We start from the raw sequence: 17,518 nt of genomic DNA on the forward strand, positions 1-17,518 counted from the left end.
ACCGTCGATGTATTCCCCCGCCGCCGCCGAGGTCGCCAAACAGCTTGGCCTGAAGATGGGCCGGGCCAACCTCGAGGAATTCGCCGACACGCTGCTGGCGCTGGCCAGGCAGAATCGCAACGTGCTGGCGGTCACGAGCGATTCGCGCGGGTCGGGAAAGCTGGGGCCGTTCGGGCAGGCGCTGCCGCGGCAGATCGTGGAGCTGGGCATCGCCGAGCAGAACCTGGTTGGCGTGTCGGCGGGTCTGGCGTCTGCGGGGAAGATCGTCTACGCGGTCTCGCCCGCCTGTTTCCTCACCGCCCGCGCGCTGGAGCAGATCAAGAACGACGTGTGCTACAGTGACAACCCGGTCAAGCTGATCGGGATCAGCGCCGGCGTGAGTTACGGGGCGCTGGGATCGACGCATCATTCGCTGCACGACCTGGCGGTGCTGCGGGCGATCAACAACATCGACATCGTCGTCCCCGCCGACAACGTCGAGACCGCCGCCGTCATCAAAACGGCCGCGACGCGGAGCAAACCGATCTACATCCGCTTCGGCAAGGCGCCGATGTACACGCTGCACCGTTCGGATCTCGAATTTGAAATCGGCAGATCGGTGATGCTCCGCGACGGCACGGACATCGCCTTCATCGCCACAGGCGAAACGGTGGTCCACGCGCTTCTGGCGGCCGAGCAGCTTCGCGCAGCCCGCAGGATCTCGGCCCGCGTGATCAGCATGCACACGGTCAAGCCCCTGGATGTGGCCGCGGTCTTGCAGGCCGCGCGCGACTGTGGCGCGATCATCACCGTCGAAGAGCACATGGTTCACGGCGGGCTGGGCGAGGCCGTCGCCGCCGTGCTGATGCAGGCCGGGGCGCACGTGCGCATGAAGATCGTCGGCATTCCCGATGAGTACACCGTCACCGGCAGCCAGGCGGACATTTTCCGGCATTACGGGATCACGATGGAAGGGCTGGCGCAGATCGCGCTGGGCCTGATCAGGTAACCGGACATGAGCACGATACTCGCCATCGATCAGAGCACGTCGGCCACCAAGGCCTTGCTGTATGACACCGATGGGAATCTGCTCGAGAAGGTCTCTATCGAGCATCGGCAGATTTATCCTGAACCGGGACTGGTCGAGCACGACGCCGAGCAGATCTGGCAGAACACGCTGGCGGCGATGCGGGGGTTGCTTCAGCAAGTCGCGTCGCGCGCCGGTGAGATTGCGGGGCTGAGCATCACCAATCAGCGGGAGACGTTCGTGGTCTTCGACCGCGCGACCGGCCAGCCCCTGCACAACGCGATCGTGTGGCAATGCCGGCGGGGAGATCCGATCTGCGCCGAGCTGAAGCAGGCCGGGCACGAGCCGCTGGTGGCGCGCAAAACGGGGCTGAAGATCGACACGTATTTTTCCGCGTCGAAGCTGGCGTGGCTCATTCGCCACCGACCACAGATCGGCACCAGGCTCGCCAGCGGCGAGGCGCTGTTCGGGACGATCGATACCTACCTCATCTACCGGCTCACCAACGGCCAGGTCTTTGCGACGGATCACACCAACGCCAGCCGCACGCTGCTGTTCGACATCGGGCGGCTGGCCTGGGACGAGGAGCTTTGCAGTCTGTTCGGGGTGCCGATGCGGGCGCTGCCGCAGGTGCGCGACAGCACGGCCCGCTTCGGCACAACAGACCTGCACGGGCTGCTTGATCGCCAGATCCCCATTTGCGGCGTGATGGGCGATTCGCAGGCGTCGCTGTTTGCGCATCGATGTTTCAGTCCCGGGATGGCCAAGGTAACGCTGGGCAGCGGATCATCGCTGCTGCTGAACGTGGGCAGCGAGGTCCGCAGTGGCGGCGACGCGGCGGTCACGACCGTCGCCTGGACGCATGCGGGCAGGCCGACCTACTCGTTCGAGGGGATCATCAACTATTCGGCCGCGACGATCGAATGGCTGAAGAATCAGCTTGGGCTGATTCGCGACGCGGCCGAGAGCGAAGCTGCGGCACGTTCGGTGCCGGACAACGGGGGAGTGTACCTTGTACCGGCGTTCGCGGGGCTGAGCGCGCCATACTGGTCGGCCGGGGCGCGGGCGGCGATCGTCGGCATGACGGCGCACACGAATCGCAACCACATCATCCGCGCGGCGCTGGAGTCGATCGCCTACCAGATTCGCGACGTGCTGGACGCGATGAAGCACAGCGCCGGAATCCAGCTTCGGGCGATCAACGCCGACGGCGGGGCGACGCGAAACCGCCTGCTCATGCAGTTCATCGCCGACATGACCGGGTTGCAGGTCAACGCCGCGCGGATCGCCGAGTGCTCGCCGCTGGGCGCGGCGATGGCGGGGATGCTGGGGCTGGGCGTGCATCGCTCGCTGGATGAGCTGGCGAAGCTGCCGCGCGAGGTGCAGACCTATCAGCCCGCCATGCCGCAGGCACAGGTTGAACGCCTGCACGCCGGCTGGAAGCGCGCCGTCAGGCAGGTTCTTGCCGGAGCCGAACCGTGATCCGTCCCACGCGGCTGCGGTGCGAGTACCGCGACAATCCCATCGATATCGAGACGCAGCGGCCGCGGCTGAGCTGGCGGCTGGAAGCGGACGATCCTTCGAAGCGCGGGCAGGAGCAGTCGGCCTATCAGATCGTCGTCATTGACCACAGCGGGCAGGTGATCTGGGATTCGGGACGGGTGGCGTCGTCGCAGACGGATCAGATCGCCTACGGTGGAGCGGCGCTGGCGACATATCAGCAGGTCTGGTGGAAAGTGCGTGTGTGGGATGCCGAAGGTCGCGCTTCTGACTGGAGTGCCCCGGCGACATGGACCATGGCGCTGCTGCACCCGCAGGACTGGCAGGGGCGCTGGATCCGGATGCCCCAGGTTGCGGAGGATCGCCTGCCGATCTTCCGGCGATCGCTCCACCTGGACAAGCCAATGACCCGCGCGATGCTGTACTTTTGCGGCCTGGGACAGCATGAGCTGCGCCTCAACGGGCAGCTCGTCGGGCAAAACGTGCTGGATCCGCCCTGGGCGATGTACAACAAAACCTGCCTGTACGTGGTGCATGATGTAACGCAGTTGCTGCGCGCGGGCGAGAACGTGCTGGGGGTGATGCTCGGCAACGGCATGTACAACGTGACCGGGCATCGCTACAGGAAATTCAAAGGCTCCTTCGGCCCGCCCAGGGCCATCGGACAGCTTCATGTCGAGCACACCGATGGCACATCGATCACGATCGGCACGGACGAGTCTTGGAAGGTGTTGCCAGGACCGATCACGTTCACGTGTATCTATGGCGGGGAGGATTACGACGCCCGACTGGAGCAGCCGGGATGGGACAGCCCCGGCTTTGACGATTCAGGCTGGATGAACGCCGTGATCAGCGAAGGCCCCGGCGGGGAACTTCGCGCTGCGCAGATGCCGCCACTGCGCGTGATGCGCAGCTACGCGCCGACGAAGTTTGTGGATGTGGAGCAGGGTGTGCGGGTGTTCGATCTGGGGCAGAACTTTTCGGGCTGGGCACAGATCAGGGTTGAGGGTCAACCCGCGGATAAGGTGACACTCACCACCGCCGAGCTGCTTGGCGACGATGGTCAGGTGAATCAGAAGCCCACCGGCAGCCCGGTGTCGTATTCCTACACGCTTCGAGGCGAGGGTGTGGAAGGCTGGCGGCCACGGTTCACCTATACGGGGTTTCGTTACGTTCAGGTCCAGACGCCGGCGTCGGTGAAGCTGCTGGAGCTTGAAGGGCAGTTCATCCATCAGTCCGCCCAGGTCGTCGGGCAGTTCGAATGCTCCAATGAGCTGTTCAACCGCATCCATCGACTGATCAACTTCGCGATCCTGAGCAACCTCCAGCATGTGATGACGGACTGCCCGCATCGCGAGAAGCTCGGCTGGCTGGAGCAGACGCACCTGATGGGGCCGTCGATCGCGTACAACTACGACGTGGCGAGGTTCTACGAGAAGATCTGCCGCGACATGCGCGACTCGCAGCACGGAAACGGCATGATTCCGACGATCGCGCCGCAGTACACCGCGTTCAAGCCGCCGTGGGACATGTTCAATGATTCCCCGGAATGGGGCAGCGCGGCGGTGCTGTGTCCGTGGCTGATCCACCAGTTCTATGGCGACGTTCGCATCCTGGAAGACAACTACCCGATGATGCGACGGTACATTGCGTATCTCGCGTCGCGCGCGGTGGAGGGGATCATCGAGTTCGGACTTGGCGACTGGTACGACATCGGCCCGGGCAGGCCGGGGTTCAGCAAGCTCACATCGCCGGGGTTGACGGCGACGGCGATCTACTACGCCGACCTGCTGGTTATGGAGCAGGTGGCGCGGCTTCTGGGACACATGGATGAGGCGGCGGAGTATGCATCCCGGGCGGAGCAAACTCGCCAGAGCTTCAACGCCCGATTCTTCAACGCCCAGACCAAATGCTACGACCGGGGCAGCCAGACCGCCCAGGCAATGCCGCTGGCGCTGGGGCTGGTTCCCCCGCAGCATCGCGATGACGTGCTCAAGAATCTGATCGACGACATCCGCGCCCACGACGATCACATCACCGCCGGCGATATCGGGTTCCGCTACGTGATCCAGGCGTTGTCGCAGGCGGGACGGTCGGATGTGATCGGCGACCTGCTGAGCCGCACTGATCCGCCCAGCTACGGCAGCCAGCTCGAACGCGGCGCCACGACGCTCACCGAAGCCTGGGACGCCAACCCCCGTGCGTCGCAGAATCACCTGATGCTCGGGCACGCCGAGTCGTGGTTCTACGAATCGCTGGCAGGCATCCGGATCGACCACTGGCAAGCCGGACCTCGGCGCATCGTCATCAATCCGGCTATCGTCAGGCACGTCGATTGGGCTTCGGCGAGCTTTGATTCGGCGATGGGTCGGATCAGCTCGCAATGGCGACGCCAGGGCCAGAAGCTGACGCTGTCCGTGACGATCCCGATCAATGCCAGCGCGACGGTGTATGTTCCGACGGCCGATCCGGCCAGCGTGCACGAGAGCGGTGGCCGGCCCGATCCGTCGCGGGGCGTTCGTCTTCTGGCCCGCGAGCCGGCGGCGGCTGTCTTCGAGCTGGCGTGCGGCTCTTACGTCTTCGAGTCCGCGGTCATTCCAGCACCACCAGCAGATCATTGGCCTGAATGATGCTGCCCGGCCTGACCAGCACGTCGGCGACCGTGGCGCTGCGTGGGCTGTAGACGGCGGTTTCCATCTTCATGGCCTCGATGCTGAGCAGCCGTTCGCCTTCCCTGACCGGCTGGCCCTTCTTGACCGCGACGGTGCTGACTTTTCCGGGCATCGGCGCGCCGATGTGGTTGGGATCGTCCGGGTCGGCCCGGGGGTGCCGGTGCGCGCTGCTCTCCAAGGAGCGGTCGGCGACATCGACGCTGCGCGGCTGGCCATTGAGCTCGAAAAAGACCGTTCGCGTTCCGTCTTCATGAGGATCGCTGGTCGTCAGGTAACGGATCAGCAGCGTTTTGCCCGGTTCGATTTCCACGGAGATCTCCTCGCCGCGCTGAAGCCCGTAGAAAAACGGACCAGTCGGGATCACGCTGGTGTTGCTGTACTGTGCCTGGTGCTTCTGGAAGTCCAGGAACACCTGCGGGTACATGAGATAGGACAGCACATCATCGTCGCTGGCCGCCCGGCCGATCTTGCGGCTCAGTTCCTTTTTGGTTTCCGCCAGGTTGACCTTCGGCAGCTTCGCGCCCGCCCGGCCGGCCAGCGGCTTGACCCCCGCCGAATCCAGAATGATCTTCTGAAGAACCTTGGGAAATCCTCCCGGCGGGGTGCCGATCATCCCCTGCATCATCTCCACCACGCTTCGCGGAAAGCTGAGCTTTCGCCCGGGCGTGAGGATGTCCATCGGCGTGAGATTGTTGGTCACCATGAACAGCGCCATGTCGCCGACGACTTTGGACGAAGGCGTGACCTTCACGATGTCGCCGAAAAGCTGGTTGACCGTGGCATACATCTCGGCGACCTCGTTCCAGCGGTCCTCCAGGCCCATCGATTTGGCCTGTTGCCTGAGGTTGGTGAACTGCCCGCCGGGCATCTCGTGCTCATAGACGTGCGCGGTGCCGGCCTTGATGTTCTCCTCGAACGGGTAGTAGTACTCGCGTACTGCTTCCCAGTAGTCGGCGATCTGGTTGAGGGCTTTGAGGTCCAGCCCGCTGTCTCGCGGGGTGTGCTGAAGCGCCGCCACCAGCGAATTGAGGTTCGGCTGCGACGTCCCGCCGCTCATCGAGGCGATGGCGGCATCGGCGATATCGACCCCGGCATCCGATGCGCGAAGAATCGAGCCGGCGTTGATCCCGCTGGTGTCGTGCGTGTGGAAGTGGATCGGCACATCCACTTCCTCACGCAACGCCTTGACCAGCGCATAGGCCGCGTACGGCTTGCACAGCCCGGCCATGTCCTTGATCCCCAGGATGTGCGTGCCCATCCGCACGAGCTGCTTGGCCATCTTCACGTAGTACTTGAGGCTGTATTTGGTGCGTTTGGGATCCAGGATATCGCCGGTGTAGCAGATCGCGGCCTCGCAGATGGAGCTGGTCTGCTCAAGAACCGTTTCCATCGCGACCTTCATGTTGTCCAGCGAGTTGAGCGAATCGAAGATGCGGAACACGTCGATGCCGCGCAGTGACGCATGTCTGATGAAAGCGCGAACGACGTTGTCGGGATAGTTGGTGTATCCCACGGCGTTGCTGGCCCGCAGCAGCATCTGGAACAGGATGTTGGGGATCCGGGCGCGCAGCAGCTCCAGCCGCTGCCAGGGATCTTCCTGCAAAAATCGCATCGACGTGTCGAACGTCGCCCCGCCCCACATCTCCAGGCTGAACAGATCGGGCAGCAGGTAAGCCACCGCGTCGGCGACGCGGAGCATGTCGTAGGTTCGCACTCGCGTGGCCAGCAGCGACTGATGCGCATCCCGCATCGTGGTGTCGGTGAACAGCAGTCGCTTCTGATCGCGAACCCAGCGGGCGAACCTTTCCGGACCCAGCTCCAGCAGCCTGTCGCGCGTGCCCGGGGGCGGGGTCACCCGTCGCTCGAACTTCGGGATTGGTGGCTCGGGAAGCTCCCTGCCGGGGACGACTTTTCCCCTGACATCCGGCCGGCCGTTCACGATCACGTCCGCCAGATAGCTCAGGATTTTGGTTCCGCGGTCGCGGCGCGGCTTGAAGCGGAACAGCTCCGGGGTGGTGTCGATGAAGGTAGTGGTTGCTTCCCCGGCCTGGAAGGTCGGATGCAGGACCAGGTTTTCCAGGAACGGGATGTTGGTTTTGACGCCGCGCACGCGCCACTCGCGCAGCGCCCGATCCGCCCGACGGCAGGCCTCCTGAAGCGATCCGCCCCAGGCGGTGATTTTCACCAGCAGCGAGTCGAAGTAGGGCGTGATGACGGCGCCGCTGAAGGCCGTTCCCGCGTCCAGCCGGATCCCGAACCCCGCCGCGCTGCGATAATTGATCAGCCTCCCGTAGTCCGGGATGAAATTGTTCTCGGGGTCTTCGGTGGTGATGCGACACTGGATGGCCACGCCGCGCGGCTCGATGTTCTCCTGCCGCGGGACGTTCAGCGGCGGCTCGTGCAGCCTGTGTCCCTGGGCGATCAGGATCTGGCTTTTGACGATATCCACGCCGGTCACGACCTCGGTCACCGTGTGCTCGACCTGGATCCGCGGGTTGACTTCGATGAAGTAGAAGTCGCCGCTGTCCACATCCAGGAGGAACTCGACGGTACCGGCGTTGATGTAGTTGGCGGCGCGGCACAGCCGCACGGCGGCGTCGCAGATCCGCGCCCGCAGATCGCGCGAGAGGTTGGTGGCCGGCGCGACTTCGACGACCTTCTGGTGCCGCCGCTGCACCGAGCAGTCCCGCTCCCACAGATGCACGAGGTTGCCGTGCTGATCGCCCAGGATCTGCACCTCGATGTGCTTGGCGCGGGGGATGTACTTTTCGAGGAAGACTTCAGGGCGTCCGAAGGCGGCGCCGGCCTCGCGCTGGGCTTCGGCGAGCTTGTCGGGCAGCTCATCGGCGCTGCGGACGACGCGCATTCCACGGCCGCCTCCCCCGAAGCTGGCCTTGACGATCAGCGGATACCCGATTTTCCTGGCTGCGGCCCTGACCTGCGACAGGTCGCTGATGCCATGCTCGCTGCCGGGCAGGGTGGGCACGCCGCTGCGGCGGGCCAGTTGCTTGGCGGCGGTCTTGTCGCCGAAGGTCTTGAGCAGCTCGGGCGTGGGTCCGACGAAGGTGATCCCGTTCAGCGCGCACGCCTGCGCCAGCTCCGCGGTCTCGGACAGAAACCCGTAACCGGGGTGGATCGCATCGGCGCCATGATCCAGCGCCGTGCGGATCATGTTCTCGACGCTCAGATACCCCTTGACCGGTTCGCCGCCCTGCTCAGGACCGATCAGGTAGGCTTCATCGGCCTTGAACCGGTGCAGGGCAAAGCGATCTTCGTAAGTATAGACGGCGACGGTCTGGAGCCCCAGCTCGGCGGCGGCTCGGAAGACGCGGATGGCGATTTCGCTTCGATTGGCAACCAGCAGTTTGCGCATGGGCCGCGACATTGTGAAAGGATGCCGGGAATTTGCAAGCGGACCAAAACATCTGGCATCAGTGGCGCAGATGATCCGTTTTGCGCAGGATACATCAGCACCCGTGCGACAGGATGTTGCCGCATGACTGCGGAGAGGATCGGCTTTGACTTGGTGGTCTGAAGCTGCGACACTCTCGGCCCGTGGGAGCGCGTCTGTGCCAGACCACCAGTTTTGTGGGGATCATCGCGCTGATCGCGATCACGGTCTTTGCGCCCAAGCGACTCGTTTACGATGAGCCCTGGTACCTTGGCACCGTGCCGTTGCTGCGGGAGCAAGGCCTCAGCATCCAATTCCTCCGTTCGCTCCCTGGACCAGCGGGGCCGCTGTACACGTTCGTGCACTTCGCGTTCGAGCCGTTTACCGGTCTGCGGGCGCCCGGGGTGCGTCTGGTGAACCTGGGGATGTTCGGTCTGTTGATCGCGTTCACCGCATGGCTCTGCCGTCTGCGCGGAGACGATGTGTCCATCGCATTTTCGCTCGTCGGGCTTCCCCTTCTCTGGAAAATGAGCGGTCTGGCGATGACCGAGATGCCCGCGATGTCGCTTTTCATGGCGGGATTGGCAGCACTTTGGGCATCGATGCAGCGATCCGGGCACCGTCAGTTGATACTGTCTGTCCTCGCCGGTGCATGCTTCGGAATTGCCGCGTTGGGTCGTCAACCGCTGCTGGTGGTTATCGTCGCAATCCCGATCCTCTGGCAATCGCGCCAGCACGCGTTGCCCCTGCTGGCGGCGATGGTTGTGCCACTGATCATCACTGTGCCGGTCTTCTGGGCTTGGAAAGGCCTTGTGCCTCCCCAGGCGGCATCCACGGCGTCTGGGTGGGCACCAGGCCACGCCGCGCTCGCTCTGGCCTACGCAGCAGCGCTGGTCCTCATCCTCGCGCCAGGTTTCTTCAAACTCACCGGCCCGCTGCTTGTCTGCGCTGCGGCAATGTCGATTGGTCAGATACTGCTCTGGCCTGTCCGGATCATCCCGATGGTCGGGATCGCCCGTGGCGTGCTGCCCGCGAGCTTTCTGGCACCATTTTCAGTGGCCGTGGTCGCCGTGATGCTCCTCGCCGGCTGGCTCCTGGCTCTCTCGATCGTACGCCGCATGGCGCGTTACCCCGAGCAGCGTTGGGGCTCGTTTCTCGGTCTAACTTGCCTGCTGCTGTTGATCAGCGCTGCAAAGGTGACCCACCAGTTCTCTCCTCGCTACGCCGCTGTGGCGGCGCCGCTGCTCGTGCTGATCACTGCGGAACATTCTCCTCAAACTCCCGCGAAAGCGGCGCGGCTTGCGATCGGCATCGCCATCGGCGGCGCAAGCCTCACCTCTTTTTTCTTCTTCACGCATTGAAGGCCCAAACAGATTGCCCGGTACACTGCGTGTGAGTGCATGTACTCGCCTGGTCGAAGATGCGAAAAAAAAGCGTGAACAGAGCCAGATGTCCGGTATCCAGAGGCGCTGCCGGGCCTATGATCGGATGTTGTTGGGCAGGCTGGCATGAATACCTGCCACTACGGATCATGGATCTTACCGGAGAACAATTGGAAGAACTGCGCGTAGCGGTCGGCCTCGCCCGGGCCCGCCCCGAGGTTCGCCTGGCCGTGCACAACCTGTACCGGGCGGTGCAGGACGCGATCGACCTGCGTCGTCCGGTCTGCGTCGCCTCCGGACGGTGCTGCAAGTTTGACGAGTTCGGGCATCGACTGTTCGTCACCACGCTGGAACTGGCCACGTTCGTCCATGATCTGTCGCAGTTGCATGCGGCTGGGGCCGGCGGGGGGCCTGGCTGCTGTCCATTCCAGCATGAGAAGCTTTGCTCGGTTCATGCGATCCGGCCCTTTGGCTGCCGAATCTTCTTCTGCGACCAGACGGCTGGCCAGTGGCAGCAGCAGCAATACGCCCGGTTCCACCGCGAGCTGCAACGTCTGCACGAGCAGTTGAACGTGCCGTACTTTTATGTCGAGTGGCGGCAGGCGCTGGCGGCGCTGCGGTGGCCGGGGGATGCTTGTCCGCCGGCTGACACCTGGTCCCTCCCAACCCCTGTCACTGGAACGACTTCGCTTTGACACCGTGCCGCCGGCGCTGGTAGATTGCAGCCGCGAAATCGCGGCACCCGGGAGTTCTCAACCACAGAGGTTGTGTCATGAAGCGAATGGCATTGGTAGTCCTGGCGCTGCTGATGGGGGGATGCGCTCGGCCGTTTGAGGTTGGCTGGTCGCCGGCCTACAGCGCCCGTGAGCGCCACCAGCAGATCGCCCGCAACTGGGACTGGGAGGGCAAGCAGCTTGTCGATGATATCGACCGCGCTCTGCTGCTTCGTCCGATGGGTCACCTGACGATCTGGCATCTGCGATAAGCTGCGCCACAGGCCCCGGTTGCCGCGTGCAGCATCACGCTGCTGCGGCGCGCGTTCTCTTTGCGCGCCAGCCATGGGCAAGGCGCCGCGCCTGAGCCTGCTCGGCATGCGCGTGGGTGTAAGCCGAACCACAATCGCTCGGCCATCGCGCGTTTGAGCAGCCTGTCGGACTTTATCCCCAACCCGCCGCACGGTACTCTTCATCGGCGAGATGCTTGGTCGTTTTCTCTCCTTCCGCACCCGGCATCAGCCGTACATGGTGCGGCTGTCCTACCGACACGAGCTTCGATCGGCGCTGACGTTTCCGCTGGCGGCTTCGCTGGCGGAAGGATCGTTCACCGGGATCATAGCGGCCAAGCATTTCCAGGCGTCGGTGCTGCTGATGTCGGTGATCACCGCGGCGCCGATGTTCGGCAACATCATGGCGATGGTGTGGTCGGAGCTGTCGATCGGCCGGCGAAAGGTTCCGTTTGTAAACCTGCTTCAGCTCGGCGTGATCCTGATGGTCGCGTCGGTGGCGCTGACGGCGATGGTTCCGCTGGAAGTGACGTTGTGGCACATCGGCGGGCGCGCGGTGACGATCAACGCCGCCGGCTGGGTCTTCGCCGCCCAGATTGTCATTGCCCGCATGCTGGCCAGCGGCATCATCACGATTCGCAGCCAGATCTGGCGGGCGAATTACCCGCGCTGGGTGCGGGCGCAGGTGACCAGCCGAATTGCCGTCGTGGCCACCACCGTCCTGGCCGTCACCACCTTCGCGGGTTCGTACATTCTGGATCAGAATCCGCACGCGTACGTGTATCTGTATCCGATCGCGGCGCTGATCGGTGCGATCGGGATCTGGCAGTTCAGCAAGATTCGCGTTCGCCGCGAAGCGCTTCTGCTGCGGCGCGAGGAGCAGCTTTACGCTCCACGTCCCGAAGGACTGTCGCAGACCGATGAAACCAACGTCCTGAACTACCAGGCCAGAGCGCCGCGCGTCGGCCTGCTTCGCTTCTTTATCCAGTCCTTCCAGCAGGCCGGGCAGATCCTGCGCGAGGACAAAGCCTTTCGCGACTATCAGCGCTGGCAGTTCCTCAGCGGGTTTTCGTTCATGCTTTACGGCCCGTCGCTGCTGTACATGGTCAGCACGCAGATGACCGACCCGACCAGGCACTATCTGCTGGCGACGGTCGTGCTTCAGCTTGTGCCGATGGTTGTGTCGCTGGTGGCCACACAGGCGTGGGCGCCGCTGTTCGACCGCGTGCATGTGGTCCTGTTCCGCGTGTATCAGTCGTACGTTTCAGTGGCCGGGCAACTCACGCTGTTTCTGGGCGCTGTCTGGGCGTGGAAGCTGGGCGGATCGGAGAAGACCGGCCTGGCGATCATTACGTTGGGGCAAGTGCTGGTCGGGATCAGCACCGGAGCGGGGAATCTTGCCTGGAACCTGGGACACAACGACTTTGCTCCCCGCGACAAGGCCGCCGTCTACATGGGCGTGCACGTGATGCTCACCGGGGTGCGCGGTTGCCTGGCGCCGTTTCTGGGCTCGTGGCTGTACGAACATCTGCTGGGGCGATATGTCTTTCTGCTATCCACGCTGATCTGCACGGTGGCGATGTTCGGGTTCATGTCGATGGCCCGCGCCACGCCCAGCAAGTTTTTCAGCAAGCCGGTCGCCCAGCCGGCGCCGCAGACGTCGGGATAGGCCGCACGCCGCGTCTGGCCAGCGCTGGCTGATGGAATGAAGCTGCGCCCGGCGATAGAATCGCGCGACGAATGAGCGGTGGCGGTGGTTATCCGATCGTCTTGGAGCTGCGTGACCGGCCGGTGGTCATCGTCGGCGGGGGGCAGGTTGCGCTGCGCAAGGCGCTGGGATTGCTCGCGTCGGGCGCCACCAACGTGCGGGTCGTGTCTCCCAGGTTTCATCCCCACATGCCGGCGCAGGTGCAGCGAATCGCCCAGGAGTATCGCGCCGAACACCTGGCCGGGGCGATGCTGGTGTTTGCGGCGACGGATTCGCCGCAGGTGAACGAGGCGGTGGTTCGCGACGCCCGCGCGATCGGCGCGCTGGTCTGCCGGGCCGATGCCGACGAGCAGGACAGCGGCGACTTCGCCACTCCGGCCATGTTCCGCGACGGGGCGCTGCTGGTGACGGTCTCCACATGCGGCAGTCCGGCGCTGGCGGCGATGGTGCGCGACCGGCTTCAGGCGGCGATCGATCCGCAGTGGGCCCGGCTGGCCGATGCGCTGCGGGTGCTGCGCCCGCAGATTCGCGCTTCGATCCCGGCGGCGTTGCGCCCGCGACTGTTCCGTGAGCTGTGCAGCGAAGCGGCGATGCAGGCGTTGTCCAGCGGCGGGGTGGAGGCGCTTCGGGCGTGGCTGTGGCGGCGATTCGCGGAGCTTTCGGGCTCGCCCGCCGACGCCGCTGCCGTGCCCCCCTCCGTTCACAGCAGCCAGCAGGACTCGCCACCGCCAGAGGAAAGGTCCAATGCCTAGCGCCGGTCAGATCACGCTGGTTTTCGTCTCGATTGCGCTGTTCGTTGTCGGAGGAGTCATCTCGCTGTGGCGCCTGCGGCGGGAGCGCGCCTGGCAGCGGGCCGTGGCCAGAGTCTGCATGTGGCTGGGCGTGCTGACATCGTTGATCGTGCTGGTGTGGCACGCGCTGGGCCGCGGGAGCTGGCTGCCGCTGGAGGACAACTTCGACGCGTTGATCTGGCTGGCGGTGGTGCTGGCGGTATTCGTGATGTACGTGCAGCGTCGCCGGCCGATCGGCGGGCTGGACTGGTTCGTCATGCCGATCGTGATCCTGCTGCTGATCGGGTCGGCGGTGACGGGACTGACCGATCCGCACGCGTATGACGTGAAGACGATCTGGTCATGGGTGCATCGTGCCACAGCGTACGGCGGGGCGGCGGCGTTCGCCGTCGCCGGCGCCGCCGGGGCCATGTACCTGATCGCCAACCACCGCCTGCGGCGGAAGGTGGCGCTGGCCAGCGGCCCGCGGCTGGGAAGCCTGGAGCGTCTGGAACAACTCACGCTCACGTCGGTGACGCTGGGTTTTGCGCTGCTGACCATCGGAGCGATCACGGGATTCGCCGAAATGATCCGCGAGGATCGCGCCACGCCAAAGGCCAAGATCGTGCTCACCGCCGCCGTCTGGCTGATCTACGCGCTGGTGTTGCACTCGCCGATCAATCCGAGCTTCCGCGGTCGTCGCGCCGCCATGCTCAGCATCCTCGGCTTCGTGCTGATGCTCGGGGTGATCTTCGCCGTGCTGATGATGCCCACGGTAGGCGGATGACGGGTTGTCCATGCAACGACTGCTGCTGCTGGGACTGAATCACACCACCGCGCCGCTGGACGTGCGCGAGCGGCTGGCGTTTTCAGCGGCGCAGCAGCGACGCGCCATCGAGCTGCTCAGGCAGCAGTATCCGCAGGCCGAAGCAGTGCTGCTCTCCACCTGCAACCGCGTCGAGCTGTACATCGCACGTGAGGTTCACGCACAGCCCCGCGTCCAGCAGATGATCGACTTCCTCTCGCAGTTTCATGGCGTTCCGGTCGATCAGTTCCGCCTGCACCTGTACGAACGCGCCGAGCGGGAGGCGGTGGAGCATCTGTTCGGCGTCGCCGCTTCGCTGGATTCGATGGTGCTGGGGGAGAGTCAGATTCTGGGGCAGGTTCGCCAGGCGTACGACCTGTCGCGCCAGCTCGGTGCCGCCGGACCCGTGCTCAATCCGCTGTTTCAGCGTGCGCTGGCGGTGGGCAAGCAGGTGATGAACAGCACGCCGCTGGGAGAAGGACGGGTAAGCGTTTCGGGCGTGGCGGTGGAGTACGCGCGGCAGATCTTCGACCATTTCCAGGACAAGACGGTGCTGTGCGTCGGGGCGGGCAAGATGTCGAAGCTGGCGCTGCGGGGATTCGCTGCGCTGAAGCCCGGGCGGTTGCTGGTGGCCAACCGCGACGAGCACAAAGCGCGTCGTCTGGCGGCGCAGTTCGCGGCCGAGGCCGTGCCGCTGACGCAACTGGATGCGCATCTGGTGGAGGCCGACATCGTCATCAGCTCCACCGGCGCCGTCGAGCCGGTGATCACCCGCCGACACTTCCAGGGGCTGCTGCGCCGGCGGCGGTATCGACCGATCTTCATCATCGACCTGGCCGTGCCGCGCGACGTGGAGCCGGCGGTGGCGGAACTCGAACACGTCTACCTGTACAACCTGGACGATCTTCAGCGCGCCGTGGCCCGAACCCACAGCCAGCGCAGTAAGGTTGTCGAGCAGGCACGGGCGATCGTGCAGCAGCATGTCGAGCAGTACCTGGCCTGGCAGAGGCAGCGGGAACTGGGTCCGGCGATTGACCAGCTCTACCGGCGTTGCCACGCGATCGCCGCCGACGAAGTCGCCCGGGCGCTGAACCGCATCGAGGGGCTGGACGAGCCACAGCGGGCGGCGGCTCAGCAACTGATGGGCGAGCTTGCCCGGCGGATCGTCAACAAGATCCTGCACGATCCGGTCACGACCCTGCGGCAGGGCGATCAGCTTCACGCCCCGGCGGGACAGTATCTGCACGCGCTTCAGCGGTTGTTTCATCTGGAACCGGCCGAATTGACTGCGCTTGAATCGACACAGCGGGCAGGCGAAAACTCAGCGGATGATTCGCGCGGGCCGGAAGCTCGGGAGCCTGAGCAGCAGCACGATCGCGGGGCGGGCTGATCGGTCGGGCGCGGTCTTCGCCGTTTGTGCCGCCCTGATCGCCGCCGCGGGCATTGTGGCGCTGGCGGGCTCATCGTGGGCGATCGTCGTCTACCTGCTGATCGTCGAGGGCGCATGGGCGGCGGGGTGGCTGCTGTCGGCGGCGGGGATCGGCGCCTGCATTGTCCGGCTGTCAGGCATCAGGTGTGAATCCGCGAGTTTGTTCGCGGCGACCTGCGCGGCGCTGGGGATGGCGATTATCAGCATCCTCGTGCTGGTGCTGGGGTTGATGGGATGGATGGGCCGCCCGGCAGCGGTCGGGATCCTGGTCGCGGGATGGATCGCCGGCGCGGCGACGCTTGGCAGACAGGTCTGGAATCACAGGTCGCAGATTTCGGAATTCAACTTTCGATTTCGCATCACCGACGGCCAGTGGCTGTGGTTGCTGGTGGTCCCGATTGCGACGGCAGCGCTGGTGGCGGCGGCGGTGGTACCGGGGGTGCTATGGGGCGATGAGCCGCACGGATACGACGTGCTGGAATATCACCTTCAGGTTCCGCGCGAGTGGTACGAGCTGGGGCGGATCGTGCCGCTGAAGCACAATGTCTTTTCGTACTTTCCGTTCAACGTCGAGATGCACTATTTGCTGGCGATGCACGTGCGCGGCGGGCCGTGGGCGGCAATGTATCTGGCGCAGCTCATGCACCTGGCATTCATTGCGACTGCAATCGTTGCGATACATGGGGTGGTCAGGGAAGTTGCCGGGCCGCGGGCGGCAATCGGCAGCGCGCTGCTGGCGGCTGGGGCGCCCTGGATGACGATGCTGGGCGGCGTGGCGTACAACGAGGGGGGGCTGCTCCTGTTCGGCACGCTGTCGATCGGCTGGACACTTCTGGGCATGCGACAGGAGCACCGCCTAAGGCCGCTGGCGCTGGCCGGGGCGATGGCGGGGTTCGCCTGTGGGGCCAAGCTCACGGCGGCGGCGATGGTGCTGGCGAGCGTGCCGGCCGCCATCGTCATCGCCGAATGCACGCGACCGCTGCGGGCGATCCGGTCGGCGGCGGTGTTTCTGCTGGCGGGGATCGTCACCTTCTCGCCGTGGTTGATCCGCAACGCCCTTTGGACGGGCAATCCGGTCTTTCCGGAAGCGAGCGGGCTGCTGGGGCGCGGGCCGTTCACTCCGATACAACAGCAGAGGTGGATCCGCGCGCATTCGCCCAGGGAAGATCAAAGACCGCTTCCTGCGCGACTGCGCGCGTTCGCGGCGCAGAATCTGGTGGACTGGCGGTATGGATACGCCGTGCTGCCGGTGGGGGTGATGGCGGCGGCATTGAGCCTGCGGCGGCGGGAGACGCTGGCGCTGTCGGTCGTGCTGATGGCCAACGCCATCGTCTGGCTCGGCTTCACGCACTTGCAGGGTCGGTTTTTCATCCTGTCGATTCCGCTGGTCGCGATGCTCGCGGGGCTGGTGCAGTTGCCCTGGTGGCGATGGCTGGTGCTCGGCGCGGCGCTGATCGCGGCGGGAACTGCTCTGGCACAGCTTTCGCCTCGCATTGTGCGCGCCTCGTCGCTTATTGGGCTGGAAGACTATCGTCTGATCCTTCCGGAAGTGGCGGGCGGCGAAGTTCTGGATGGTGATCGTCCGATCGTCCTCGTCGGGGATGCCCAGGCCTTTCGCTGGCCGGTGCCGATGTCGCGGCTGCGATATCGCACGGTGTTTGACGTGGATGCCCGGCCAGACCAGTCGGTGATCGATGCGTGGATCGGCCCGGATGCTCCTCGCGATGCGATCATCATTGTGGATCCGGCCTCGCTTCGACGTTTCGCGCGGACGTACTGGGGGATCCCGCCGTTCGAGGGGACGCAGACACAGATGTTCATCCTCGATTCGTCTTCCAGGTCTTGGCCTTGA

General features: G+C 64.9%; 12 protein-coding genes. 11 read left to right on the forward strand and 1 reads right to left on the reverse strand.

What is annotated here, in order from left to right:
* The first annotated feature begins 7 nt into the window (after positions 1-7).
* Genes ACQS5P_RS14745 through ACQS5P_RS14755 form a run of 3 tightly spaced genes read left to right on the forward strand, consistent with a single transcriptional unit; the run spans position 8 to position 5,136 of the window.
* Entirely contained in the window at positions 8-988 is a 981-nt protein-coding gene (locus ACQS5P_RS14745; RefSeq protein WP_428941030.1) for a transketolase family protein, read from the forward strand.
* 6 nt (positions 989-994) lie between these two features.
* Positions 995-2,488, forward strand: a complete 1,494-nt coding sequence (locus ACQS5P_RS14750) for an FGGY family carbohydrate kinase (RefSeq protein WP_428937380.1) — start codon at positions 995-997, stop codon at positions 2,486-2,488.
* A complete protein-coding gene (locus tag ACQS5P_RS14755) occupies positions 2,485-5,136 on the forward strand; it encodes a family 78 glycoside hydrolase catalytic domain (protein WP_428937381.1) in 2,652 nt (883 codons plus the stop codon). The genes ACQS5P_RS14750 and ACQS5P_RS14755 overlap by 4 nt, the downstream gene beginning before the upstream one ends.
* Here ACQS5P_RS14755 and ACQS5P_RS14760 read toward each other — a convergent pair.
* Positions 5,099-8,551 (reverse strand): pyruvate carboxylase, encoded by a 3,453-nt coding sequence (locus ACQS5P_RS14760; RefSeq protein WP_428937382.1) that lies wholly within the window; start codon positions 8,549-8,551, stop codon positions 5,099-5,101. The two genes, ACQS5P_RS14755 and ACQS5P_RS14760, sit on opposite strands and share 38 nt — an antisense overlap.
* A 215-nt stretch (positions 8,552-8,766) precedes the next feature.
* On the opposite strand from ACQS5P_RS14760, the gene ACQS5P_RS14765 reads away from it, so the two are divergent.
* From ACQS5P_RS14765 to ACQS5P_RS14800, 8 genes are all read left to right on the forward strand, one after another.
* Complete coding sequence (locus ACQS5P_RS14765) at positions 8,767-9,930, forward strand: hypothetical protein (protein WP_428937383.1); 1,164 nt, start codon at positions 8,767-8,769, stop codon at positions 9,928-9,930.
* Between the two features lie 251 nt (positions 9,931-10,181).
* Positions 10,182-10,646 carry a hypothetical protein gene (locus ACQS5P_RS14770; protein WP_428937384.1) on the forward strand — a complete coding sequence of 155 codons (465 nt, stop codon included), beginning with the start codon at positions 10,182-10,184 and terminating at the stop codon, positions 10,644-10,646.
* Between the two features lie 77 nt (positions 10,647-10,723).
* On the forward strand, positions 10,724-10,936 hold the full coding sequence (locus ACQS5P_RS14775; protein ID WP_428937385.1) for a hypothetical protein: 213 nt from the start codon (positions 10,724-10,726) through the stop codon (positions 10,934-10,936).
* Positions 10,937-11,147: 211 nt separating this feature from the next.
* Positions 11,148-12,623, forward strand: a complete 1,476-nt coding sequence (locus ACQS5P_RS14780) for a hypothetical protein (protein WP_428937386.1) — start codon at positions 11,148-11,150, stop codon at positions 12,621-12,623.
* Between the two features lie 71 nt (positions 12,624-12,694).
* A complete protein-coding gene (locus ACQS5P_RS14785) occupies positions 12,695-13,414 on the forward strand; it encodes a precorrin-2 dehydrogenase/sirohydrochlorin ferrochelatase family protein (protein WP_428937387.1) in 720 nt (239 codons plus the stop codon).
* The gene (gene ccsA, locus ACQS5P_RS14790; protein WP_428937388.1) at positions 13,407-14,219 is read left to right on the forward strand and encodes a cytochrome c biogenesis protein CcsA; all 813 of its coding nucleotides are present in this window, start codon (positions 13,407-13,409) and stop codon (positions 14,217-14,219) included. Before ACQS5P_RS14785 ends, ccsA begins: the two co-directional genes overlap by 8 nt.
* 10 nt (positions 14,220-14,229) lie before the next feature.
* Complete coding sequence (gene hemA, locus ACQS5P_RS14795; RefSeq protein ID WP_428937389.1) at positions 14,230-15,627, forward strand: glutamyl-tRNA reductase; 1,398 nt, start codon at positions 14,230-14,232, stop codon at positions 15,625-15,627.
* Positions 15,566-17,518, forward strand: a complete 1,953-nt coding sequence (locus ACQS5P_RS14800; RefSeq protein WP_428937390.1) for an ArnT family glycosyltransferase — start codon at positions 15,566-15,568, stop codon at positions 17,516-17,518. Before hemA ends, ACQS5P_RS14800 begins: the two co-directional genes overlap by 62 nt.

It is taken from the genome of Fontivita pretiosa, from assembly GCF_050410795.1.
Classification (GTDB): Bacteria; Planctomycetota; Phycisphaerae; order Tepidisphaerales; family Tepidisphaeraceae; genus Fontivita; species Fontivita pretiosa.

Coding starts and splice junctions, on each gene's coding strand:
- ACQS5P_RS14785 (WP_428937387.1), top strand. CDS start 12,695: ATGAGCGGTGGCGGTGGTTATCCGATCGTCTTGGAGCTGCGTGACCGG.
- ACQS5P_RS14775 (WP_428937385.1), top strand. CDS start 10,724: ATGAAGCGAATGGCATTGGTAGTCCTGGCGCTGCTGATGGGGGGATGC.
- ACQS5P_RS14750 (WP_428937380.1), top strand. CDS start 995: ATGAGCACGATACTCGCCATCGATCAGAGCACGTCGGCCACCAAGGCC.
- ACQS5P_RS14760 (WP_428937382.1), bottom strand. CDS start 8,551: ATGCGCAAACTGCTGGTTGCCAATCGAAGCGAAATCGCCATCCGCGTC.
- ccsA (WP_428937388.1), top strand. CDS start 13,407: ATGCCTAGCGCCGGTCAGATCACGCTGGTTTTCGTCTCGATTGCGCTG.
- hemA (WP_428937389.1), top strand. CDS start 14,230: ATGCAACGACTGCTGCTGCTGGGACTGAATCACACCACCGCGCCGCTG.
- ACQS5P_RS14780 (WP_428937386.1), top strand. CDS start 11,148: ATGCTTGGTCGTTTTCTCTCCTTCCGCACCCGGCATCAGCCGTACATG.
- ACQS5P_RS14745 (WP_428941030.1), top strand. CDS start 8: ATGTATTCCCCCGCCGCCGCCGAGGTCGCCAAACAGCTTGGCCTGAAG.
- ACQS5P_RS14800 (WP_428937390.1), top strand. CDS start 15,566: ATGATTCGCGCGGGCCGGAAGCTCGGGAGCCTGAGCAGCAGCACGATC.